Origin of the sequence: Actinomyces sp. 594 (genome assembly GCF_019325145.1) — a bacterium.
Classification (GTDB): Bacteria; Actinomycetota; Actinomycetes; order Actinomycetales; family Actinomycetaceae; genus Actinomyces.
Genome location: NZ_PIZC01000045.1, coordinates 56,460 through 80,550, shown reverse-complemented (window position 1 = coordinate 80,550; position 24,091 = coordinate 56,460). Strand labels below are relative to the sequence as shown.

The 24,091-nt window shown below is 68.8% G+C and carries 19 protein-coding genes and 1 pseudogene; 10 read left to right on the top strand and 10 right to left on the bottom strand.

Features of this window, described 5'->3' with window-relative positions:
* Positions 1-110: 110 nt before the first annotated feature.
* From GZ998_RS07515 to GZ998_RS07505, 3 genes are read left to right on the top strand one after another with little or no spacing between them, the layout of a single operon-like run.
* Positions 111-1,976 carry a nucleoside-diphosphate sugar epimerase/dehydratase gene (locus GZ998_RS07515; protein ID WP_219109486.1) on the top strand — a complete coding sequence of 622 codons (1,866 nt, stop codon included), beginning with the start codon at positions 111-113 and terminating at the stop codon, positions 1,974-1,976.
* Entirely contained in the window at positions 1,973-3,187 is a 1,215-nt protein-coding gene (locus GZ998_RS07510; RefSeq protein ID WP_219109485.1) for a DegT/DnrJ/EryC1/StrS aminotransferase family protein, read from the top strand. The genes GZ998_RS07515 and GZ998_RS07510 overlap by 4 nt, the downstream gene beginning before the upstream one ends.
* Before the next feature lie 48 nt (positions 3,188-3,235).
* On the top strand, positions 3,236-3,913 hold the full coding sequence (locus GZ998_RS07505; RefSeq protein WP_219109484.1) for a Wzz/FepE/Etk N-terminal domain-containing protein: 678 nt from the start codon (positions 3,236-3,238) through the stop codon (positions 3,911-3,913).
* A 32-nt stretch (positions 3,914-3,945) separates the two neighbouring features.
* Here the strand turns inward: GZ998_RS07505 and GZ998_RS07500 are convergent, their stop codons facing one another.
* A complete protein-coding gene (locus GZ998_RS07500) occupies positions 3,946-4,521 on the bottom strand; it encodes a hypothetical protein (RefSeq protein ID WP_219109483.1) in 576 nt (191 codons plus the stop codon).
* A gap of 258 nt (positions 4,522-4,779) precedes the next feature.
* Between GZ998_RS07500 and valS the strand changes: the two genes are divergently transcribed.
* From valS to GZ998_RS07460, 7 genes and pseudogenes are all read left to right on the top strand, one after another.
* The gene (gene valS, locus GZ998_RS07495; RefSeq protein WP_219109482.1) at positions 4,780-7,605 is read left to right on the top strand and encodes a valine--tRNA ligase; all 2,826 of its coding nucleotides are present in this window, start codon (positions 4,780-4,782) and stop codon (positions 7,603-7,605) included.
* A 255-nt stretch (positions 7,606-7,860) separates the two neighbouring features.
* Positions 7,861-9,798, top strand: coding sequence for a long-chain fatty acid--CoA ligase (locus GZ998_RS07490; RefSeq protein WP_219109481.1), 1,938 nt, complete (start codon positions 7,861-7,863; stop codon positions 9,796-9,798).
* A 157-nt stretch (positions 9,799-9,955) separates the two neighbouring features.
* Complete coding sequence (locus GZ998_RS07485) at positions 9,956-11,839, top strand: long-chain fatty acid--CoA ligase (RefSeq protein WP_162678701.1); 1,884 nt, start codon at positions 9,956-9,958, stop codon at positions 11,837-11,839.
* 122 nt (positions 11,840-11,961) lie between these two features.
* Positions 11,962-13,800 carry an AMP-dependent synthetase/ligase gene (locus GZ998_RS07480; protein ID WP_219109506.1) on the top strand — a complete coding sequence of 613 codons (1,839 nt, stop codon included), beginning with the start codon at positions 11,962-11,964 and terminating at the stop codon, positions 13,798-13,800.
* A 720-nt stretch (positions 13,801-14,520) separates the two neighbouring features.
* Positions 14,521-15,255 (top strand): annotated as a pseudogene (locus GZ998_RS07470) (ATP-binding cassette domain-containing protein).
* Positions 15,252-16,433, top strand: coding sequence for a hypothetical protein (locus tag GZ998_RS07465; RefSeq protein WP_219109478.1), 1,182 nt, complete (start codon positions 15,252-15,254; stop codon positions 16,431-16,433). Before GZ998_RS07470 ends, GZ998_RS07465 begins: the two are co-directional and overlap by 4 nt.
* Positions 16,434-16,447: 14 nt before the next feature.
* Positions 16,448-17,020 (top strand): hypothetical protein, encoded by a 573-nt coding sequence (locus GZ998_RS07460; protein ID WP_219109477.1) that lies wholly within the window; start codon positions 16,448-16,450, stop codon positions 17,018-17,020.
* An 88-nt stretch (positions 17,021-17,108) separates the two neighbouring features.
* On the opposite strand, the gene GZ998_RS07455 is transcribed toward GZ998_RS07460, so the two are convergent.
* The 9 genes from GZ998_RS07455 to GZ998_RS07415 all read right to left on the bottom strand — a co-directional run.
* Positions 17,109-17,495 carry a chorismate mutase gene (locus GZ998_RS07455; RefSeq protein ID WP_161924451.1) on the bottom strand — a complete coding sequence of 129 codons (387 nt, stop codon included), beginning with the start codon at positions 17,493-17,495 and terminating at the stop codon, positions 17,109-17,111.
* Positions 17,492-18,784, bottom strand: coding sequence for an ATP-dependent Clp protease ATP-binding subunit ClpX (gene clpX / locus GZ998_RS07450; RefSeq protein WP_162678675.1), 1,293 nt, complete (start codon positions 18,782-18,784; stop codon positions 17,492-17,494). Before clpX ends, GZ998_RS07455 begins: the two co-directional genes overlap by 4 nt.
* Positions 18,785-18,978: 194 nt before the next feature.
* Positions 18,979-19,953, bottom strand: a complete 975-nt coding sequence (locus GZ998_RS07445) for a diaminopimelate epimerase (protein WP_219109476.1) — start codon at positions 19,951-19,953, stop codon at positions 18,979-18,981.
* A 25-nt stretch (positions 19,954-19,978) separates the two neighbouring features.
* Positions 19,979-21,049: a tRNA (adenosine(37)-N6)-dimethylallyltransferase MiaA gene (gene miaA, locus GZ998_RS07440; protein WP_219109475.1), complete on the bottom strand. Its 1,071-nt coding sequence runs from the start codon at positions 21,047-21,049 to the stop codon at positions 19,979-19,981.
* Positions 21,046-21,732 carry a YbjN domain-containing protein gene (locus GZ998_RS07435; RefSeq protein WP_219109474.1) on the bottom strand — a complete coding sequence of 229 codons (687 nt, stop codon included), beginning with the start codon at positions 21,730-21,732 and terminating at the stop codon, positions 21,046-21,048. Before GZ998_RS07435 ends, miaA begins: the two co-directional genes overlap by 4 nt.
* Positions 21,729-22,202 carry a YbjN domain-containing protein gene (locus tag GZ998_RS07430; RefSeq protein WP_161924455.1) on the bottom strand — a complete coding sequence of 158 codons (474 nt, stop codon included), beginning with the start codon at positions 22,200-22,202 and terminating at the stop codon, positions 21,729-21,731. The genes GZ998_RS07435 and GZ998_RS07430 overlap by 4 nt, the downstream gene beginning before the upstream one ends.
* Before the next feature lie 142 nt (positions 22,203-22,344).
* A complete protein-coding gene (locus GZ998_RS07425; protein WP_162678672.1) occupies positions 22,345-22,890 on the bottom strand; it encodes an FMN-binding protein in 546 nt (181 codons plus the stop codon).
* Positions 22,887-23,603: an ABC transporter ATP-binding protein gene (locus GZ998_RS07420; RefSeq protein WP_162678699.1), complete on the bottom strand. Its 717-nt coding sequence runs from the start codon at positions 23,601-23,603 to the stop codon at positions 22,887-22,889. The genes GZ998_RS07425 and GZ998_RS07420 overlap by 4 nt, the downstream gene beginning before the upstream one ends.
* Positions 23,604-23,673: 70 nt before the next feature.
* The coding region (locus GZ998_RS07415) for an ABC transporter permease (RefSeq protein ID WP_219109473.1) at positions 23,674-24,091 on the bottom strand (418 nt) is incomplete at its 5' end.

The following is a 24,091-nucleotide window of genomic DNA, read 5'->3' as shown; positions in this document are numbered from 1 at the left end:
CGACGCTGTGCCGGAATCGCCTTAGCTCCGCGGGTTCGACGTTGCCGCAGTCGCGAGGGTGCCGCCCTGAGCCCTGGGTCGGTCTCCAGCCGAGAGGTACGTGACCATTCATGCGACCGAACACATCATCCCCTGAACGCCAACCTCTGTTCCTGCCCATCATCGACACGCTTTTCTGGCTGCTCGCCGCGTTCGTGGCTTGCCGGCTGCACGGTGACGCCTTCGCCTCACCCGCCGCGCTAAGCCTGCTGGCCCTCTCCGCGCTCGCCGGCGCGGTCAGCCTGTGCCTGGGCTACTTGTGGTTGCTTACGTATCGACGCCGTTACCCCGCCGGTTCCTTCGAAGAGGCCACGGCCGTAGCGGCACAGTTCGGCGTATCCGCCCTGGTCATGCTGGTGGTGGCCGCCGGCTGGGCCGCAGCCACCGCCACTCCCCTGCGCACGCTCACGCTGGCCGCGACCTTCGCCCTGGCGCTGCTGGCGGCTCTCACGGTGCGCTTCGCCATGCGGCTGATGACGACGTACCAGGCTTCCCAGTACTACCAGCGCGTCGCCCGCGACCAGGCGCCGATCGTCGTCGTCGGCGCGGGCCGAGTCGGTGAGCAGATCATCCACCTGACCAAGTTCGACGCCGCCTCCCCCTTCACCCCCGTGGGCCTGGTCGACGACGATCCCACCAAGCGCAACCTGCGGATCCTGGGCGTCCCGGTGCGCGGAACCGTTGACGACCTCATCAGCGTCTGCGCGGACCTGTCAGCCGCGACCGTGGTGATCGCTGTGGCGGACTTCCCCGCCGACCGGCTCAAGCAGGTAACCACGAGCTGCGCTGAGCACGGCATCCGCGTGATGACGATCGTGCCGGTGCGTCAGCTGACCAACCGCACCCTGCAGATTTCTGACATCCGGGAGATCGACCTGGCCGAGGTGCTCGGCCGCCGTGAGATCCACACCGATGTCTCCCAGATCGCCGGCTACCTCTCCGGTCGCACCGTGCTGGTTACCGGCGCCGGCGGCTCCATCGGTTCCGAGATCGCCCGGCAGATTCACCGCTTCGGCCCCAAGGAGCTGCTGCTGCTGGACCGGGACGAGTCGGCGCTGCACTCGGTGCAGCTGGACATCTACGGCAAGGGTCTGCTCGACACCCGTGACATGGTCCTGTGCGATATCCGCGACCGGGACGCGCTCGAGGCGGTCTTCGCCGAGCACCGCCCGCAGGTCGTCTTCCACGCCGCGGCCCTCAAGCACCTGCCGATGCTGGAGATGTACCCGGAGGAGGGCTGGAAGACCAACGTGCTGGGATCGCGTAACGTCATCGAGCTGTCCCTGAAGTATGACGTGCAGACGCTGGTCAACATCTCCACCGACAAGGCGGCCGACCCCACTTCGGTGCTGGGCCGCACCAAGCTCCTCGCCGAGCGCATGACCACCGCTACCGCGCTGGAGTGCGGCAGGCGCTTCGTGTCGGTGCGCTTCGGCAACGTGCTCGGGTCGCGCGGCTCAATGCTGTGGACCTTTAAGCGCCAGATCGAGGAGGGCGGTCCGATCACCGTCACCCACCCGGATGTGGAGCGGTTCTTCATGACGATCCCGGAGGCCTGCCAGCTGGTGCTGCAGGCGGGATCATTCGGGCGCCCCGGCGACACGATGGTGCTGGACATGGGTGAGCCGGTCAAGATCGTCGACGTCGCCCAGCGGCTGATCGCCCAGTCCGGTAAGGATGTCCAGATCGAGTTCACCGGGCTCCGCCCGGGCGAGAAGCTCTCCGAGGACCTGGTGGCCCACTCCGAGCACGGCGAGCGCCCCTTCCACCCGCTCGTCAGTCATGTGCGTGTGCAGCAGGAGGCGACGCAGGCGGTAGAGGAGATGCACGCCTGGGCGGTGGGAGAGGACCCACTGGCTGAAGCGCCACAGGCGGCGTCCCAAGGCTCTGCCGCGGCCGGCCTACGCGTCCCCGACTCCGCGGAGGCGCTGCGATGATTCCCTTCTCCCCGCCCACGCTGACTGACGATGACATCAACGCCGTGGTTGAGGTGCTGCGCTCGGGCTGGATCACCTCCGGGCCCGTGGGCCGCCGCTTCGAGGAGCGACTGGCCCAGCTCAGCGGCACCGACGGCGCGGTGGCGCTCAGCTCCGCCACCGCCGCACTGGAGCTGGCGCTGCGCGCGGCGGGCGCCGGCCCGGGCGATGAGGTGGTTGTCCCCGCCTACACCTACACGGCGTCCGCATCCGTGATCGCTCACGTAGGCGCGCAGATCGTCATGGTCGACTCCGAGCCCGGCTCACCGTTCCCCAGCGTGGAGCGCATCGCCGCTGCGGTCACGCCACGCACCCGGGCCGTGATCACGGTCGACCTGGCTGGAATCCCCTTCGACTCCCGCCCGCTGGCCGCGCTGCTGGCCGGCAGGGGGCGCATCGACACCGGATTGGGTGCCGCCCTGGGGCGCCCGGTGATCATCTCCGACTCGGCGCACTCACTGGGCGCCAGCCTGGACTCCCTTCCCGTCGGCTCGCTGGCGGACCTGACCGCGTTCTCCTTCCACGCGGTCAAGAACCTCACGACGGCGGAGGGCGGAGCACTTACCTGGCGCCGCGACCTGCCCACTGACCGGGAGGCGCTGGAGCGCTGGGTGCGCACCTACTCGCTGCACGGCCAGACGAAGGATGCCCTGGCCAAGTCGCGGGGCGCCTCCTGGGAGTACGACGTGATCGCCCCCGCCTACAAGTGCAATCTCCCGGACACGCTGGCGGCGCTGGGACTGTCCCAGCTGGACCGCTACGCCCAGACCCTGGAGCGCCGGCGTGAGCTGCTCGCGCTCTACGCCGAGGGGCTGGCGGGCACCGGTGTGACACTGCTGGACCACGCCGGGGACGGCGCGGTCTCCAGCGCTCACCTGGCGATCGCCGCGCTGCCGGTGGCCGGGGTGGAACAGCGCAACCGGGTCATCTCGGACCTGTACGAGGCGGGCGTGTCCGCCAACGTCCACTACAAGCCGCTGCCGCTGCTGACGGCCTACCGCGACCTGGGCTTCGATGTGGCGGACTTCCCCAACGCCTTCGCCTTCTACTCCACGGAGCTGACACTGCCGCTGCACCTGGCGCTCAGCAACGCGGATGCGGCGCAGGTGTGCGCGGCCCTCGCCTCCGCGCTGCAGTCCCCTGCGGCGCGCAACTCGGTCTCGGCCGCCTGAGGCCCCACCGCAGCTGAACCATCGACGATCGCAAAGGATCTGAAAGCAATGCAGGAACTGCTGACCCTCGTGCGCCGAGGCCTGGCCTGGATTATCGCCCTGGCGGTGGTCGGCGGGGTTGCGGGGGGCGTGCTGGCGGCCACCACCGACCCCACCTACACCGCCACCTCGATGGCCTACGTGCAGGTGCAGGTAGACCCCGAGGAGGGCATGAGTGGCTACTCCTACGCCGCCACCGTCGCCGACTCCGCCACCGATGGCTTCCTGCCGGTGATCACCTCACCCGCCGTGGCCCAGGAGGTTATTGAGGAGCTCGGGCTGACCCAGACGCCGACGGAGGTGGCCGCCTGGATCTCGGCGACGCGGGTCACCCAGTCCCCGGCCATCGAGATCCAGGTGTCCGCACCCTCCTCGGAGGTCGCCATCGCCGTGGCCGACGCCGTCGTCGCGCACGCCTCCAACGATCTGGGAGCGCTGGAGGGTGAAGACTACCCGGTGAGCCTGGCCCTGCTCAGCCCGGCCCAGGACGGGGCGGTGACGCAGGCCCCCTCGACCTTCCGCTATGCGGCGGCCGGGGTTGTTGGGGGTGCCGTCATCGGCATCATCGTGGCCTTCATGCTCGCCACCGCGCGTCCCGCGAGGTCCCGGGAAGCGCAGCCGTCCGCTCGTGGCGGCCGCGTGGTCCCCCCGGCCCCCGCGCCTGGTCCCGACGACGAAGTCCGGTAGCGCCCCCGATCCGCCGGGATATCCGCCGGGGCTCAGCGCGCAGCCGCGAGGGCCTGGTCACCGCCCGCGCCGTCTGCCGGGCCCTCGGCGCGCTCGGCCAGGGCCAGCCACGCGGCCGCCAGGAGCGCCCCGTCGGAGCCGCTCAGCTCCACCACGTCCAGCCGCGCGTGAGCCAGCTCCTCCGCGTCCAGGGTGGCACTGCCGGGCGCTCCGCCAGGCGGTCTTCGGCCCGCGCCGAATGTGCACAAAATGACGTGGGGCCCGGCGCTGGCAGCGGCGTGGAGCTGCGCTGTCAGCGCCTGCGGGGAGCGCGCGCCGTCGTCTACCACCAGCACGGTGTCCGCCCACCGCGGCTCCGCGTGCCGGCCGGCGGCGGGAGTGGCCGATGCGGCCTGGGCGGGGCGGCCGCCGGAGGGCCTTCCGTGGGAGCCCTCATGGTCGCCCGCTGTCATCCGCACCCGCGGGTCCACGCCCAGGCGCCTGAGGATCGCGACCGCGTCCATCACGGTACCGCGGACCCGCTCGGAGGCCAGCTCGCCGCCGTGCCATAACACGTTGAAGGTGCCCCCAGTCGCTGTCCCCGCGCCCGGCATACGGCGGCTGCTCATTTTCTTCCCAATACCCATCCGGCTAGTGCTGTGCCATCTTCCGCTGGCTCGGCGGTTGCCCGCGCGATCCGGTGGATCATGCTGCCATCGGACGGCGGCGTGATTCGGCGCGGGCAGTTCCTGTCGCCGTGATGACGTGGTGTTGAGTCCTGCTCGCAATGTGCTTGCGGCGTCGCTGTGTTGCCGGTTGCCCACCTCACACGCGCACGGGCGACGCCGGCAGGAGCAGGCCCGACCGGCCGTGACAGAATCGGGGCCATGTCTGATTCCGCCGCCCCGTCCGCTGCGTCCACGCCCGCCGTCCCGGCCCGGAACCGCCTCCTGCCCTCCGAGCTCCACTCCCCCAACGTGCCCGAGAGGGTCAGCACAGACGGTCTGGAGGAATCCTGGAAGGAGCGCTGGGAGCGCGACGGCGTCTATGCCTTCGACCGCAGCGCCGAGCGCCACGAGGTCTTCTCCATCGACACCCCGCCGCCGACCGTGTCCGGCTCCCTGCACGTGGGTCACGTGTTCTCCTACACCCACACCGACACCCTCGCCCGCTTCCACCGCATGCGCGGCAAGGCCGTCTTCTACCCCATGGGCTGGGACGACAACGGCCTGCCCACCGAGCGGCGGGTGCAGAACTACTTCGGGGTGCGCTGCGATCCCTCCCTGCCCTACGACCCGGACTTCACCCCCCCGCATGCCGGCGGTGAGGGCAAGTCGATCAAGGCCCGCGACCAGGTGCCGATCTCGCGGCGCAACTTCGTGGAGCTGTGCGAGCGCCTGACCGCCCTGGACGAGGCGCAGTTCGAGGCCCTGTGGCGCCACCTGGGCCTGAGCGTGGACTGGAGCCAGAACTACCAGACCATCGGCACGCGCGCCCGCAAGGTCGCCCAGACCGCATTCCTGCGCAACCTAGCGCGCGGCGAGGCCTACCAGGCGCAGGCGCCGGGCCTGTGGGACGTAACCTTCGGCACCGCCGTCGCCCAGGCGGAGATCGAGTCGCGCGAGTACCCGGGCTTCTACCACCGCCTGGCCTTCCACGTCGTCGACCCCGAGGCCGCCGCTACCGCCGCCGCCGCGGGCGCCCCCATCGAGACCGGCCCGGGCGGCACCGCCGACGTCTGCATCGAGACCACCCGGCCGGAGCTGCTGGCCGCCTGCGTGGCCCTGGTCGCCCACCCCGACGACGAGCGCTACCAGCCCCTGTTCGGCACCACTGTGGCCTCCCCCGTCTTCGGGGTCGAGGTCCCCGTGCTGCCGCACCCCGAGGCGGAGATGGACAAGGGCGCAGGCATCGCCATGTGCTGCACCTTCGGCGACACCACCGACATCGACTGGTGGCGCGACCTGAACCTGCCGCTGCGCGCCATCCTGCGCAAGGACGGGCGCATCGAGACGGAGACACCCGACTGGATCACCACCGAGGCCGGCCGCCGGGCCTACGCCGAGATGGCGGGCAAGACCACCTACTCGGCCCGCCAGGTGATGGTGGAGGCGCTGTCCGCCTCCGGTGAGATGCGCGGGGAGCCGACCAAGACGGTGCGCCAGACCAACTTCTTCGAGAAGGGCGACAAGCCGCTGGAGATCGTCACCTCCCGCCAGTGGTACATCCGCAACGGCGGCAAGGCCTGGACCAACCCAGCCTCCGGCAAGGGCCTGGCCGACGACCTGCTTGAGCGCGGGAAGGAGTTGAACTTCTACCCCGACTTCATGCGCGTGCGCTACGAGAACTGGGTGGGGGGCCTCAACAACGACTGGCTGATCTCCCGCCAGCGCTTCTTCGGTGTGCCCTTCCCGCTGTGGTACCGGGTGGGCGAGGACGGCGAGGTCGACTACGACGCCGTCATCACCCCGGACGAGTCCGCCCTGCCGGTGGACCCCTCCAGTGACGTGCCCGCCGGCTACACCGAGGACCAGCGCGGCAGGCCCGGCGGCTTCGTCGGCGAGCTGGACATCATGGACACCTGGGCCACCTCCTCCCTGTCCCCCCAGCTGGCCTCCGGCTGGCTCACCGACGAGGACCTGTTCGCGCGCGTCTACCCCATGGACCTGCGCCCGCAGGGGCAGGACATCATCCGCACCTGGCTGTTCACCTCGGTGGTACGCGCCAACCTGGAGTTCGGGGCTCTGCCTTGGGCCAATGCGGGGCTGTCGGGCTGGATCCTGGACTCCGACCACAAGAAGATGTCCAAGTCGAAGGGCAATGTGGTCACCCCCATGGGCCTGCTGGAGAAGTACGGCTCGGACGCCGTGCGCTACTGGGCGGCCTCCGCCCGGCTGGGCCTGGATGCCGCCTTCGAGGAGACGCAGATCAAGATCGGCCGCCGCCTGGCCATCAAACTGCTCAACGCCTCCAAGTTCGCCCTGTCCATGGGCATCCCCTGGGATGCAGACACGGCCACCAGGGCGGCCGCCCCCGCCCCGAGCCTGGACGCGGCCGAGGTGACCGAGCCCATCGACCGGGCGCTGCTGGCGGCGCTGGCGGACGTGGTGAACGCGGCCACCACCGCCTTCGAGGGCTTCGAGCACTCCCGGGCCCTGGAGGCCACCGAGTCGCTGTTCTGGACCTTCTGCGATGACTACATCGAGCTGGTCAAGGACCGCGCCAATGACGCGGGCGGCTCCCACGACCCGGCCGCGGTACGCAGTGCCCGCACCACTCTGGCCATTGCCGTGGACACCTTCGTGCGCCTGTTCGCACCCTTCCTGCCCTTCGCTGCCGAGGAGGTGTGGAGCTGGTACCGCACCGGCTCCGTGCACCGGGCCGCCTGGCCCGAGGCCGCGCCGCTGCGTGAGGCCGCCGGTGGGGCCGACGCCGATCTCGTCGCTCGCGCCGGGGCCGCCCTGGCGGCTCTGCGCAAGGTGAAGTCGGAGGCCAAGACCAGCCAGAAGACGCCGATCCTGGCGGTGACGCTGGCGGTTACGGAGCAGGCCGCGCCCGCCATTGAGCTGGTACGCGCCGACCTGCTGGAGGCCGCCAAGGTCACCGGGGAGATGACGCTCAACGCCGCCGCGCCGGAGGCGAGCACGCCAGAGGTGCAGGTGAGCGCCGTCGAGCTCGGAGAGCCGCCGGCCAAGCCGGCCAAGCGTCGCTAAGGGGCGCGCCCGGCGCGGCCGTAGCCGTTCCGCCGCGCCGGGCGGACTGTACGGGACTGTATGGGGCCGTATCGAACCGTATGCGGTGGGACGCATGCGCGTGCTCGGACCCGCCACCAAACCGTCCCTGACCTGCGGCTACGGTAACCGCCCAGCGGTAGGTGGAAGCGGTAGGGTGAGGTTGACATCACCACGGCGGGGCGTTCGCGCCTGCGCCAGTGCCGGCCAAAAGCGCAGGCCCAGGAAGAAGAGACCATGACCCCCACCTCCGCGGACTCCGCGGCGTCCTCTACCGCAGCAGCATCCTCCAGTACCTCGGCGCGCAGCGCCGCCCCGCCCGGCGACCGCCCGGTGGGAGCCCTGCAGTGGCAGGCCCCCACGCTCATCCGCATCGATGAGCACACCACCATCCCCTCCATGCTTGAGGACCGCGTGCGGCGCTCGGCCGACCGCCCGCTGATCGCGCGCAAGCAGGAGATCGGTGAGGCCTGGCACACGGTGACCGCCCAGGCGTTCTACGACGAGGTCCAGCGCGTCGCAGCCGGGCTCATCGGTATGGGGCTTGAGGCCGGTGCGCGGGTGGCGATTATGTCGCGCACCCGCTACGAGTGGACGCTGCTGGACTTCGCCTTCTGGACCGCCGGGCTCGTGCCCGTTCCCATCTATGAGACCAGCTCGGCCGAGCAGATCGCCTATGTGCTCAGCGATACGGAGGCGCGCCTGGTGGTCGCCGAGTCCATCACCACGGCGGAACTGGTGCGCGCAGCCGCAGCCGCGTTGGAGCGCCCGCCGGAATATGGCGCGCTTACGGTTCTGTCGCTTGACACCGGTGCGCTGCACACCATCACCGAGGCCGGCAGCGGCGTGCCCCGCGAGCAGGTGGCCGCACGTACGGCCGCCCTGACTACCTCGTCCACCGCCACGATCGTGTACACCTCCGGCACCACCGGCTCGCCCAAGGGCACGGTACTATCGCACGGCAATTTCACTGACCTGTGCTCCAACGCGCACCTGTGGATGCCGGAGATCGGCATGGGGCGCGATTCAAGGCTGCTGCTGTTCCTGCCGCTGGCGCACGTGTTCGCCCGCTTCCTGGAGGTATTCCAGATCTCCGGGGAGGGCGTCATGGGGCACGTGCCCGATACGAAGAACCTGCTGTCGGACCTGGCCTCCTTCCGCCCCTCCTACCTGCTGGTGGTCCCCCGGGTACTGGAGAGGATCTACAACTCGGCGGACGCCCGGGCCGGCAACGGCGCCGCCAGACGAGTCTTCCGCTGGGCGGCGAAGGTCGCCGTCGACTACTCCCGGGCGCTGGACACTCCGGCCGGGCCGTCCCGCGCCCTGCGTGCCCAGCGTGCCGCCGCGGACCGGCTCGTGTACCAGCGCATCCGCACACTGGTGGGAGACAACGCCGACTGGATCATCTCCGGGGGCGCCCCACTGTCGCCGCGCCTGGCGCACTTCTACCGGGGCCTGGGCATACCGGTGCTCGAGGGCTACGGGCTTACCGAGACCGTCGGCCCGATAGCGGTGAACACGCCGCGGTTGTCGAAGATCGGCACCGTCGGCCCGCCGCTGCCGCCGATGGCGGTGCGTATCTCCGCGGACGGCGAGATCCTGCTTAAAGGACCTTCGGTCTTCCAAGGCTATCACCACAACCCGGAGGCGACTGCGGCGGCCTTCACGGACGACGGCTGGTTCCGTACCGGCGACCTGGGCGCACTGGACCGCGACGGCTACGTGACTATCACCGGACGCGCCAAGGACGTGATTGTCACCGCCGGCGGCAAGAACGTCTCCCCGGCGCCGCTGGAGGACTCCCTGCGGGGGCATCCGCTGATCAGCCAGGTGGTGGTGGTCGGTGAGCAGCGCCCCTTCGTCTCGGCCCTGATCACGCTGGACACCGAGATGCTGCCGACCTGGCTGCGCAGCCACGGCCTGGAGCCCATACCGGTCTCAGCGGCGTCCTCCCACCCGCAGGTACTGGCCTCCCTGAACCGGGCCGTGCAACGCGCCAACGCCCATGTCTCCCGGGCCGAGTCGATCCGCGAGATCCGCGTGTTGACGGCCGACTTCACGGAGGCCAACGGACTGCTGACGCCCTCCCTGAAGGTGCGTCGCAGCGCGGCGCTGAAGCGCTTCGCCGCTGAGATCGACGCCATCTACGGCGGGTCGGCCGGGGTCGGCTCCTAGACGCCGCACAGTCGGACACCTCTCCCGCAGCTTCACTACCGCCCTCCGCTTTGAGGAAATCTCCAAGCCGCCCCGCCGGATTTCCTCACTCAGATCCGCGCACAACCGGCGCCCTTACTGAAAGAATGGCTCAGTGCCTCCACACTCCTCCGACCCCATGTCCACCGGCGTCGCCTCGCAAGCCGGCAGCCCCAGCGTTGTAGACGGCGCAGCCGTAAGCCCCCTAGTGCAGGAGCCGGAGCCGAGCTGGACGGTGCCGTGGCTGTTGGCCGACCGCATCGCCCGCACCGCGGATGCCACGCTCATCGAGCGCAAGACGCAGCTGGGCAACTCCTGGGTGAAGGTCACGGCGCGAGCGTTCGGGGAGGACGTGGCGCGGGTGGCCTCCGGGCTGATCGGGATGGGGCTTCAAGCCGGGGAGTCAGTGGCCATCATGGCTCACACCTCCTATGAGTGGACGCTGCTGGACATGGCGATCGCCCGTGCGGGCCTGGTGTCTGTGCCGATCTATGAGACGGACTCCGCCGAGCAGGTGGAGTGGATCCTCGCCGACGCCGACGTCCGGCTGGTGGTGACCGAGAGCGCCGTGCTGGCCGAGCTGGTGCGGGGGGCCGCCGCCCGCTGCGCAGCAGCGTCCCACACACCGGCCGTGAAGGTACTGTCTCTGGACCACGACGCCATCGCCACTATTAGTGAGGCCGGCCGGGGCGTGAGCCGGGATGAGCTCGAGGCGCGCTCCGCGGCGCTGACCAGCGCGGACGTGTACTCGATTATCTACACCTCCGGCACCACCGGACGCCCCAAGGGCGTGGAGATCACCCACCGCCAGGCCGCCGGCCTGGGGTGGAACGGGGTGCGCTGGATCCCGGAGCTGCTCAACTCCCCGGACACGCGCCTTCTGCTCTTCCTGCCGTTGGCACACGCCTACGCGCGCTTCCTGCAGCTCCTGGCGATCGCCGGCCAGGGTGTCTTGGGCCATACCCCCAACGTCAAGACCCTGCTGCCCGATCTGAAGGGCTTCGCCCCCTCCTACGTGCTGGCGGTGCCGCGCGTAATGGAGAAGATCTACAACGCCGCCGACGCCAAGGCCGGCTCAGGCGCCAAGCTGCGGACCTTCCGCTGGGCGGCGAAGGTGGCCATTGCCTACTCCCGCGCCCTGGACACCCCAGAAGGCCCGTCTCGGCAGCTGCGGGCCGCCCATGCAGTGGCCGACCGACTCGTCTACCGCTCCATCCGCTCCCTGCTGGGCCCCAACGCCCGCTACGCCATCTCCGGCGGCGGGCCACTGGGTGAGCGGCTGGGCCACTTCTACCGAGGTATCGGCCTGGTCATCCTGGAGGGGTACGGCCTGACCGAGACGATCGGCCCCACCGCAGTCAACCTAGACATCCACAATAAGATCGGAACCGTTGGCCCGCCCGTATGCGGCAACCGGGTGCGCGTCGGGCAGGACGGTGAGCTCGAGGTCACCGGCCTGGGCGTCTTCTCCCGCTACCACAACAACCCCGAGGCGACCGCCGAGGCCTTCACCCCAGACGGCTGGTTCCGTACCGGGGACATCGGTTCGGTGGACGATGACGGCTGGGTGCGAATCACCGGCCGCAAGAAGGAGCTGATTGTCACCGCGGGCGGCAAGAACGTCGCGCCAAGCATCCTGGAGGACCGGCTGCGCGGGCACCCGCTGGTCAGCCAGGTGCTGGTGATCGGCGACGGCGAGCCCTTCATCTCCGCCCTGGTCACCCTGGACAAGGAGATGCTGCCGCAGTGGCTGGCCAACCACAATCTTCCGGAGATGGACGTCATGGAGGCCGCCTCCCACCCGCAGGTGCTGGCCGCCCTGGACCGGGCGGTGGCGCGCACCAACCGGGCAGTGTCCCGGGCCGAGTCGATTCGCACCTACCGGGTGCTCACGTCTGACTTCACCGAGGCCAACGGGCTGCTGACCCCCTCGCTGAAGGTCAAGCGCTCCCTGGTGATGGAGACCTATGCGGACACCATCGCCGAGATCTACTCCACCACTAAGAAGGGGCCACAGGAGTGAATCAGGAAAACGCACCCGTCCGCGCAGGCGGCTCAGCACAAGCCACCCGGCAAGCAGGCACGGCTGCTGCCGCCTCCCTGCAGGAGCAGTCGACTGCGCTGCTGGTGCCGCTGCACGCCGCGATGACGGCGCCGTGGGCGCTGGCCGAGCGGGTGCGCACCAATCCCGGCGGTGCACTGATCGCCCGCAAGTCCTCCGTGGGCGGGCGCTGGCGCGACATGTCCGCACAGGCCTTCCGCGAGCAGGTGCGCGAGGTCGCTGCCGGGCTCGTCGCCCTTGGGCTGCAGCCTGGCGACGCGTTGGGGATCATGGCGCACACCTGTTACGAGTGGACGCTGCTGGACTTCGCCGCCTGGGAGGCCGGGCTCGTCGTCGTCCCCATCTATGAGACCTCCTCGGCGGAACAGGCCCGCTGGATCCTGACCGACGCCGCCGTGCGACTGGTGGTCGTGGAGGACCAGCCCATGGAGACGATGCTCAAGGCCCTGGCCGACCAAGATCCTGCGCTGGCCGACCTGCGGGTACTGAGCCTGGCCGGGGAGGCCATCACCGAGCTCATCACCGCCGGCAAGGACGTGCGCGCGGCCGAGCTAGACGCCCGCGCCGCCGCTCTGACCAGCACCGACCTGGCCACGATCGTGTACACCTCGGGCACCACCGGCCGCCCCAAGGGCGCCGAACTCACCCACGGCAACCTGGTCCACCTGTGCGTCAACGCCTGCGCCCGCGTACCGGAGGTGCTGGAGGCGCCCGAGACGCGTACGCTGCTTTTCCTTCCCCTGGCGCACGTGCTGGGCCGATTCGTGGAAATGGCGATCGTATGCTCCTCCGCCGGTGTGCTGGGCCACGCGCCTAACGTGAAGAACCTGGTCACCGACCTGGCCTCCTTCCGGCCGACCTTCGTGCCGGCCGTACCGCGCGTATTCGAGAAGATCTACAACGCGGCCGACGCCCGCGCCACCGGCGCCAAGCAGAAGGTGTTCCGGCTCGCCGCCAAGACCGCCATCGCCTACTCGCGCGCCTTGGACACCCCGGCCGGTCCGAGCCGCGGCCTGCGCGTCCAGCGTGCCGCCTTCGACCGGCTGGTGTTCTCCACCCTGCGCAGCCTGCTCGGCGGACGCGTCACGCACGTGATCTCCGGCGGCGGCCCCCTGGGTGAGCGGCTGGGGCACTTCTACCGCGGCGCCGGGGTGACGGTGCTGGAGGGGTACGGGCTCACGGAGACCTCCGCCCCCTGCACGGTGAACCTGCCGGCCGCCACCCGCATCGGCTCGGTCGGCCTGCCCCTGCCGGGCACCGCCGTCCGCCTGGACGAAGACGGCGAGGTGCTGCTCACCGGCATCGGTGTCTTCCGCGGTTACCACAACAATCCCGAGGCCACGGCTGAGGCCTTCGTGACGCTGCCCGACGCCGCGTCCGAGCAGAGCGCGGGCACGGACCCGGCGCCTGCGACGGCAGCGGGTGGGAACGGCACGCGGTGGCTGCGCAGCGGTGACATCGGCACCCTGGACGCCGACGGCTTCCTGCACATCACCGGCCGCAAGAAGGAGCTGATTGTCACCGCCGGCGGCAAGAACGTGGCGCCCGCAGTACTGGAGGACCGGCTGCGCGGGCACCCGCTGGTCAGCCAGGTGCTGGTGGTCGGGGAGAACCAGCCCTGCATCGGCGCCCTGGTGACGCTGGACGCGGAGATGCTGCCCCTGTGGCTCTCAAGTCACGGCCTGCCGGACATGGACCCGATCGACGCCGCCCAGGACCCGCGCGTGCGTGCAGCCCTGGAGCGGGCGGTGGCCCGCGCCAACGAGGCGGTCTCCCGGGCGGAGTCCATCCGCACCTTCACGGTGCTGCCGGGCGACTTCACCGAGGCCAACGGGCTGCTCACCCCGTCACTGAAGGTGCGGCGAGATGAGGCCACCAAGCGCTTCGCCAAGGAGATCGACGAGCTCTACACCCGCGTGTAATGCCGCCGCCTACACCGCCCTACCGGCTCTACGCGGACCGTTCCGCCGCGGCATCCCACCACCAGACGAACGCCACAACCCACGACTCTCTCGGCAAGTGTGTGGATGAGGCCGAACCACTTTCGCGGGCGCCTGAGATGAGTCTCGTCGAGGGCTTGACGTATGCTGCGCCTCACGCTAATTTCGTGCTCGGCGAGCAAGAAGACAAGCATGTTGCTTGTAAGCCTGAAACAGTCACCTGATACGCGGAGTCCTGATGTCCCCGTCCGTCAAGTCCCGATCCAACCTACGACGCATCATCACCTCTGTTTCGCCTTTCAGCATGTTTGCAGGCATCCCTACAACAGCTTGGGCAGCCACCAAGGCCGTGAGTGGAGTGACCTACAACTGGAACGTCACGAGCAGAGCGAGAGGTGGATACGTACATCGAATTCCATCCTCGGCCTCCAATGACAGTACCGCCGCGGTTTCAGGAACAGCACGGTTGATATCGGACGCTTCCGGAAAATCATGCGGCGCAACCTATGGCTACATTGTTCGTCGAACAGCGACGAACAGCCCGGACCCCGACCTGTTCACACTGAACAGAAGCCGCTACTGCGACGGGATCACGAGCAACAGCGTAAAGAGCGGTAAGGGGATGAGCCACCACTTCGAGATTTCCGTCCTCCAGATCCCACCCACTCCAACCACGATCAGGCTAGCTTGGAAGAGAACGGGATGGTAACTCACTTGAGTGTCAAAGGTCTATCTGTCGAACTATGCTATGCGCGGCGCGGCAACTTCATCCTTGATGTCTCCGATCTGGAATTGCCACAAGGCGTAACCGTACTGGCAGGACCAAACGGAGCAGGAAAGACGACGCTGCTGTCTGTACTGGCGGGAAGAATCAGATTCGCTCGGCTGCATGCAACATTAGCAGCCGAACCGCTTGAGCCCTCCGCTGTATGACTCATGCCGCAGTCGCCTCAGCTTCCTCTCGACCTGCGTGCTCGCGAGGTTCTTGAGCATATCGCTTGGCTTACTGGCGGTTCCCACACGCAGGCCCGGGGCCGCGCAACCGATCTGCTGGAGGAGATCGGGTTGAGCCAGGACGCCGACAAACCGGTGTCCATGCTTTCCGGCGGCATGCACCGTCGTCTTGCATTCGCCGCCAGTAACGTCACACCTGCGGCGCTGCTGCTCTTAGACGAGCCGACCAACGATCTCGATCCTCTTCAGCGTCGCGAGATACTCAGTCTAATTACCACGGCGTCACGATCACGTTGTGTAATCGTTTCCACCCATGCGCTGCACGATGTACTGCCGGTCGCTCAGCACGTCGTCGTCCTCGACGGCGGCCGGGTGGTGCACGCAGGCCCAGTAGATGACTTCCTCGTGCGCTTCGCACCCGACACCCGCGACGGAGACGAGGCATACCTGGCCTGCCTGGACCGAGCCCAGGCGGCAGCATGAGACGTATACCGTGGCTGTCAGCCGCCATCCTGTTGCTGGCGACCGCTATCAGTCTCCATACCGATCTCGACGGCTGGGCGGGCGACTGGAATGAGACGGGCTGGGATCTTGGAGCAAGTGGTATGACCGCCGCGACTCTCGCGGGCTTGCCACTGGCCCTGTATGCAAGGCGTAATATTGAGCCGCTACGATCCCTGGAGCTTCGCTGCGGCGGTTGGCGTATGGCATGCTTCCTGGTGCGCCGTTGCTTGGCTCCAAGCGCGCTAACATGGCTACTCGTAGTCGCCACGGCTTATGCGATAACGCTAGCACTCAATCCGACGCCAACCAGGGCCTCGATCTGGCCCGCCGTCGCGGCCACCGCCGCCGTCCTGGCAATCTTGGCAATCAGTGTTGCACTGGGCCTGTTCCTGCATCCGGCCTTCTCACTCCCGCTTATCATCCTGATCACGTACCTTGTCCCCGCAACGCTCGACTGGGCCGACGTGGACGGCACCGCGCCCGGTTTCACTCCCTCGGGGGCCACGCACCTATCTCTGCCGCTGATAGTGGTCTCAACACACTTCGTGTTTCAGACGCTGTTTCTCACGGCTGTCGGAGTGAGCGCTATACTTTTGAGTCAAAAGCAACTGCGGCGCAAGCGCCTGCGGGCACCCGCAGTTGTTGCTGTGCTGCTGGTTGGAGTTAGCGGAACACTCGTCGTATCGGCTCCGCCAGCCACGTTGGCTCCGACCGCTGCAGGAGAACCGCTCACGAACCGGTACGTGTGCTCCGAGACCGACAACATCCGGGTATGTCTCCTGCCGGACCACGAACGTTTGCTGCCCGAGACGGTGGAGACGGCTGAACAAGTCGCGCAGTTCCTTCCCCCGGGGAGCCGACCCGAGAGTTACATCGAAGACACCATTGACTATCCCGAGATCGATGACTCAGCGGCTTACCTAGAGGTAGGCGCCGTTGGCATAGATCCAACAGAGGCCGTGGTTACAGCCACCGCCGACTGGCGTAGGTGCCTCGATGAAGAGAATCCTTTCAATCACATGTACTGGCTTTACTACAAGCTCGGGATGTGGCCCCTGGATAATCTTGTCGAAATGGACGGCATGGACTTCATGAGTAACGCCTCCGACAACGCCCAGATCGCCTGGTGGAACGAGGGCTTGGGGTCAACGTGCTGAGGCTTCCGTCAGTAGTGCGCATTGAACTTATTGCGCATCGCTCCCGTATGCATGCCGCCGCTCTGCTGCTCGTAATTGTGGCCTGCTCCGCAGTTGCCTCAGTCAGTGTTCCCACCTTCCAATCGGATCAGGAGATACTCGCCGGACAGCATGTCGCCTACGGTTACTTCTATCTGCCGGTGATTGCCGCTCCGGTGATTGCCAGCTGGCTGCACGATCCCTTCGCTCGCCTTATCCCCTACGATCGTCCTCGCCAACGCCTAGTCACGATCGCCTGGCTACTTGGACAGGCCGGGCTGCTCACGGCAGTCAGCGGGTGCGTTGGCGCCGCCGCCGACGGTTGGGATGTGGCGCGGATATGCATCGAGAACGCTATGTGGATCACAACGCTTATTGCATTGCTGCTGCCTTATGCGGGCTTCGAATGGACTACCATCGCCGTCGTAATATACGGGACTATGGGGCTATTTCTCGCTGGCAACCCGTTGCTGCTCATCAATCGAGTCTCCAGCACCGGGGATCTGTTCGCCGCCTGTGCCCTATTCACCGGGCTCATCTGGCTTCGGTGCACCCGAATCCTGCGCTGAGCCTGTCCAAGCGCCGGAACTAGAGTCGTCTATTGGCGGGAGGAGAGGTTTACATCGATCGCAACTTTAATGGATGCCACAGGTGGCTTCAGTCATCCTCCGACAGCTCTTCCCGGATGGCCTCGTGGTGGCGGATCACTTCGGCGACGATGAAGGCGAAGAACTTCTCAGCGAACACCGGGTCCAGGCCGGCCTCCTCGGCCAGGGCCCGCAGCCGGACCACCTGCTGCTCCTCGCGGGCCGGGTCCGACGGCGGCAGGCTCAGGTCCGCCTTGAGCCGACCAACCTGCCGGGTACACCGGAAGCGCTCCGCCAGCAGGTGGATGAGGGCGGCGTCGAGATTGTCGATCGTCGCGCGGTAAGCGGCCAGCTGGGGCGGCACCGCGGCAGCGCTCGACGCCGACCCCGGCTCTACTGGCACCCCTGCGTCGGCGCCTGCCGGGCGGGCCTGAGAGTCCGCCGACTGGTTGCTCATGCGGTGCGCGTCCTGCCCTTGGCGGTGGCCGACAGGGTGCCGCTGCCGCGCTCGTAACGCGGGGATCCCGTGCCGCGCACGGCATCTGCATCCACTACCACACGCCCCACCTCCGGCAGGGAGGGAACCTCGAACATCGCCTGTCCGAGCACCTCCTCCACGATGCTGGTCAACCCGCGCGCACCGGTCTTGCGCTCCAGGGCCAGGGAGGCAATCGCCTGAATGGCCTCCTTCGTGAGCTCCAGCTCCACGCCGTCGAGGCTGAACAGGTACTTGTACTGGGAGACCAGGGCATTCTTGGGCTCGGTCATCACCCGCACTAGCTCCGGCACGCCCAGGTCGTGGACGGTGGCGATCACCGGAAGCCGACCGATGAACTCCGGGATCAGCCCGAACTTGTGCAGGTCCTCCGGACGCACTGGGGTGGCGAACACGTCCTCCCCCTGATCCTTGGCGAGGGTGGCGCCGAAGCCGACGATCTGCGCGCCGGCCTCGCGGCGGCGGCGCTGGCGGACGATCTCCTCGATGCCGGAGAAGGCGCCGGCGGCGATGAACAGGATATTCGTGGTGTCGATCTCCAGGAACTCCTGGTGGGGGTGCTTGCGGCCGCCCCCCGGTGGAACCGAGGCGGTAGTGCCCTCGATGATCTTCAGCAGGGCCTGCTGCACGCCCTCCCCGGAGACGTCACGGGTGATGGAGGGGTTCTCGGCCTTGCGGCCGATCTTGTCGATCTCGTCGATGTAGATGATGCCCTTCTCGGCGCGCTTGACGTCCCCGTCCGCCGCCTGGATGAGCTTGAGCAGGATGTTCTCCACATCCTCACCCACGTAGCCGGCCTCGGTCAGGGCGGTGGCGTCAACGATCGCGAAGGGCACGTCCAGCAGCCGGGCGAGGGTACGGGCCAGGTGGGTCTTGCCGGTGCCGGTTGGTCCCAACAGCAGGATGTTGGACTTGCCCAGCTCCAGCCCATCGCCCTCGGCCACGGCGCGCTCGCGCATCTGCACGCGCTTGTAGTGGTTGTACACGGCCACGCTCATGGCGCGCTTGGCTTCCTCCTGGCCGATGACGTACTGGTTGAGGAAGTCGAAGATCTCCTGCGGCTTGGGCAGTTCAAGCGGGACGCCCGAGCCCGAGGCGCCGAGCTCCTCATCAATGATCTCGTTGCACAGCTCGATGCACTCGTCACAGATGTAGACGCCGGGTCCGGCGATGAGCTTCTTGACCTGCTTCTGGCTCTTGCCGCAGAAGGAGCACTTGAGAAGGTCGACGCTCTCAGCGCTGCGTGCCACCTGGATTCCCTCCCGTTTTCGGGTGCGCCCGCCAGCTGCGGGCACCGTCCCAGCCTACGGGGCGCGGGCCGCCGCGGCTATAGTCATTGCAACGGTGTGTCCGTATAAATCTTCCTAGATAATCCTGTTGGTAGGCAACACACGGCAAGAGGCACCCTCCGCGGGCCCCTCGGCCGACACGGACCCACGCGGCCTCAGGCGAGAGCGATCCGGCCTACCAGCTCCACCGTGCCGGTCAGCAACAGCGCGTCCCGTGCCGCCGTCTCCCCTGCCAGCGGGGCCTGGCCCACGTGCACACCGACCTGCCCAAGGGGCAGGCGCAGCAGGTAATCGGTTGGTGCGTCGGCTCCGATCCACTCATGCAGGGCGACCGCGACCGCGCAGCACGCCTCGGCACTCGGGACCGCCCCGCCCGTTCCGTCCGCCAGCCCGCGCACGCGCGCCAAGCCCACCCGGTCCCCGGTATCCGGATCCACGCGCTCGCCCAGCGGCACCACCAGCTCCAGGCTCGCCGCCGCCTCCGGCGCGGGCGTGTACTCGGGCGCACCCGCATCGGGCGGCGCGACCGCGTCGAGCTCGCTGTCCTCTGCCAGCGCGACCACGAGGTGCCGCCCGGCCAGGTCCAGGCTGAGGGCCGCCCGGTCGCCCTCAAGCCCGGGGATACGTACCGCCGTGTCCCACCCCTCCGCGGAGGCGTCGGCGGCGGGCGCGGCCACCTCCGCCAGGCTTGCGGGCCCAGCGTCCACGGCCCACATCTCGGCCAGGCGGGTGACGGTGCGGGCCCCGCCCCGAGTGCCGACCGTGAGCGCGGAGCCATCCGCCAGCGGCACGATCCCCTCGGCGTCCAGGACGGCGGCCAGCAGCCGACAGGCGTCGCCGTAGGCGGCTGCCGCCCCCCGCACCGGGTCGCCGTCGCAGCGGTAGTAGTCCAAGAACCACTCGGCCTCGGGGACAACATCCCGGAAGGCCGCGGTACCGGGCAGGGATGCGGTACGCACCACCCGCACCAGGCCGTCCGCCCCCAGGCCGGTGTGCCGGTTGCAGACTGCGGCCACATCGGCTGCAGTGAGGGGCACCTCCCGCTCGGGGTCCACGAGCAGGAGGAGGTCTACGCCGGCTGTATGGCCCTTGATCAGCGTGCGGCCGGCCAGGCCGGGGGCAATGGTCATGGGGACACCCTATTGCCTGTATCGCCTATCCGCGGCTGCCACCCTCCGGCCTGCCCCGGCGGTCCGCCGCCTGCACCAGCTGCAGCGCCTGGGCCAGTACGCGCTCGTGCTCCCCCGGCGCCCACGTGCCGTCGGCGGCGACGACGTCGAGCCACTGTACGCGCGGATCACGGCGGAACCACTTGAGCTGACGCGAGGCGAGCTTACGAGTGGCGGCAGCAGTGTCGGCCACAGCCTGGGACACCGGAATGGCGCCATCCAGGACGGCGATGGCCTGGGCATAGCCGATGGCGCGCCGGGCCGTCGGCCCCTCGCGCAAGCCGCGCCCAAGCAGCACCTCGGTCTCCTCCAGCAGCCCGGAGGCGAACATCGCCTCTGCCCGCGCATTGATGCGGGCATCCAGGACCTCCCGGTCCCAGCGCAGTGCCAGGTGGACGGTGGGCACCAGGTCCGCGTAGCGGGGCAGGGTGGCGGTAAACGGCCTACCAGTCAGCTGCACTACCTCCAGGGCACGCACGATACGGCGCGTGTTGCCCGGGTCGATGCGCTCAGCGGCAGCCGGGTCCACACCGTGCAACTCGCGCCACAGCGCGGACGTCCCCTCCTGGCGCGCGCGCTCCTCCAACGCGGCCCGCAGGCCCGGGTTCGTGCCCGGGAAGTCGAGGGCGTCGGTTACCGCACGCACGTACAGGCCCGATCCGCCCACTATGACCGGGCGGTTGCCGCGCGCCACCGTGGCCCGTATGTCGGCGCGGGCGTGAGCCTGGTATGCGGCCACGCTCGCCTCCTGGTGCACATCCAGCACGTCGAGCTGATGATGTGGGTAGCCGCGGCGCTCACCCGGCCCCAGCTTCGCCGTGCCAATATCCATGCCCCGGTAGAGCTGGAAGGCGTCGGCGTTGAGCATCTCGACACCGCCCCCGAGGGCATCGGCCAGATCGAGGGCCAGGGCGGACTTGCCGGATGCGGTGGGACCCACCACGGCCACCCGCACCGGCACATGATTCCCCTCCGGCGCCACCGCGGCGGCACCGACCGCGTCCGCTCGCGCCGGTGCCGCCGGGGCCGCGTAGACGGGCTCAGGCCTGGTACTCATAGGTCCGGCAGCAGCGGTCGGACCTGGCTAAGGGCCTGGGTGCAGGCGGATAGGGCGGTATCCAGGTGGAGGCGCAGCTGGGCGTCGGTGACCCCGCGCCCCATGCCCACCAGGTAGGTGGCGCGTACCAGGGGGCCTATGGGGGTGTCCACCAGGGCCACGGTCGGGAAGTACTTGTCGCGGTTCCAGTCGTTGACGGAGGCCGCCAGTTCGTCGCGCTCCCCCTCGGCGGCAGGCTTCTCCCAGTCGCCGGAGACCAGTAGCCAGTCGGGGTGCCCCTCTGGGATCTCGATGACGAAGGGGAAGCCGTCCCACGTGCCCAGGAGGCAGACATGGTCCTCCTCGCGGTGCCGGCGTACCCCGTACCCCATGGGGCCCGTCAGGGCGGCCTCGATTCGCTCCAGCGTCAGGGGCGCCGTCAGCTCACCACCGGCACGGGTCGGATCCGTCGCGCTCCCGGTACCCTGCAGGACCGAGTCCGGGGCGGCCGGACGTTCGGGGTAGTCGATTTCAAGGTCTGACAGTTCCACCGGCTGCGGCCGCCGCAACCGCCTCTCGGCTCCATGCGCGCTCCCCCGCCCCGCTGAAGGGGCGTCCTGGGAGGCCTGGGCGTGCTGGTCCCAGGAGCCGGCGAACAGCCGGGCGATGAAATCCGCCCACCGCCTGCGCGGGCGGCGGCTCATGGCTCCAGCCTTCCGCGGATCGGATCGGGGAAGGTATCCTCCGCCTCCCGCATCAGTGCGACTATCAGGCGGCAGCCGGTGAAGACGAATTCGTCCAGCTGCGCGTCGGTCATGCCCGCGCTGAGCGGGTAGGTGACCTCCCCGTGCAGGCGCACCACTCCGCCGTCGGCGACGGTCAGGTAGGCCTTCGGGCCGATGCGAGTGGTGTTCCAGTCCTCTACCAGGCTGCGCAGCGCTGCCAAGTGCTCGGTATCGGCGATGCGGTGCCAGACGCCGCGCAGCTGCAGGGCGCGATCGCCCTGGAAGATGGCGTGGACAGTCACGTAGCGCCAGGGAATACCTACGTCACCCTCATCATCGAGGAAGAAGCGCAGGCCCAGGCGCCGCGCGCAGTCCATGACCCGATCCACGTCGACGGGCGCCGGGGTGGCGGGTGCGTCGGCGGCGTGTGCGGATCCGAACTGCGGCATGACTCCAGCCTAGCCGGGGACTCAAGTCTTTCCCATGCGGCTTCGCGGACGGCTGCGCCGCCCACCGGGAGCGGCCCGACGAGGTACGAGGACCACAGGAAAGCCGAGCCCCAACCTCTCCCGCAGCCCCCGCGTTTCGTTGTCAGTGGGCCTCGGCCGCCTGGGCGGCGATGGCGTCGACGGCGTCGTTGAAGGCGGCCGAGGTCTTGGAGGCCCCGGCCAGGGCAGTCACATGCGCGTCCTCGATGCTGCGTCCGACTACGGCGTCCTCAATCTCCTCCACGAATCCGGCGATGTAGTTCTTGGAGGTGGTGGTCGGGGCGTGACCGGTGACGGACACATCGGTGATATAGCCGCCCTCCAGTTCGAGGGTGACGTCGATCGAGTCCTCCTCCACGACGCCTTCGACGACCCCATAAGACTCTTTGGCGGTGTACTTGCCGTCGGCGTACGGGCCGCCGGTGGGAGTGGCGGAGGGGGTAGGGGCGTCACCCGCGGAAGGCGTGGTGAAGGCCGTCGGGTTCTGGGTCTGGGCGCGACCGGCGTACTCGTCCTGGGCGGGGGTCGCCTCCCCGCCGCCGCATCCGGCCAGGCCGGCCGTTGCCAGCACCGCGCCTACCGCGGCCAGAGCGCGGCGGGCGGGGACTGCGGGCGCCGTCGGGCCCGGGAGCTGCGGGGGACGGTTCATGCCTGCACCTCCTGGCCGAAGTCGAGCATGTCGCGCTCCCGGCGGCCGACGCCGGCAGTATTGGTCTTCTCCCCCACCAGCCGGCCGTGGTTGAGCAGGATCTGCCGCTGTCCGCAGGAGGCCACGTGGGCGTCGTGAGTGACCACGATCAGGGTAGTACCGGCCTTGTGCAGGCGGGCGAAGATGTCCAGGACCAGTTGCTCGTTGGCCTCGTCGAGGTTTCCGGTGGGCTCGTCGGCGAGCACGAGTTGGGGGTGATTGATCAGCGCCCGGGCGATGCACACGCGCTGCTGCTCGCCGCCGGAGAGCTGGGAGGGCAGGTGGTGGGCGCGGTCGGCGAGCCCCACATTGTCCAGGGCTGCCAGGGCCTCCTCCTGATCGGTCATGGAGTGGTAGTACTGGGCGACCATGACGTTCTCGATGGCGGTCAGGTGTGGGATGAGGTGGAACTGCTGGAAGACCAGGCCGATGACGTGCTTGCGGATGTCGGTCAGCTGGGCGGCGTTGAGCCGGCCGAGCTCACGCCCGTCCAGCAGCACGGAGCCGCGGGTGGGCGTGTCCATGCAGCCGATGATGTTCATCAGCGTGGTCTTGCCGGATCCGGAGGAGCCGACCACGGACAGCCACTGCCCGCGCGGCACCTGCAGGCTGAGGTCATCGACGGCGTGCAGGTCGCCGTAGATCTTGGACACGTGCCGCAGTTCAAGCAGCATGTCAGCGGCCCCCGCGTCCGTCTGCGAGTCCCGCGTGCCGGGTTGCGGCTCGGCGAGCGTGTCGGTCATGTCATTCCTCTCTAAGGACGAGCGCGGGGTCGATGCGCGAGGCGCGGCGCACCGGTGAGTATGCGGCGACGACGGCCACCAGCGTAGTCAGCGCGAGGGAGGCGGCCGCCAGCCAACAGTTGAAGCCGATGGGGCGGTCGAATACACCCAGGCCGACGGCGAGGGCCAGGCCGTAACCGATGGCGGTACCGACCACGCCGCCGACCAGGCCCAGCAGGGCGGCCTCGGCGAAGAACTCGGCCGCGATCGATCCCTCGGAGGCGCCCAGCGCCTTGCGCAGACCGATCTCGTTGCGACGCTCGGCGACGACGACGGTCATGGTGGTGGATACGCCCACGAGTGTCAGGCCTAGCACCACGACGGCCACCACCCAGAACAGGGTGTTGAGCATGGTGATGATGCGGGTGTCGCCGCTGGAG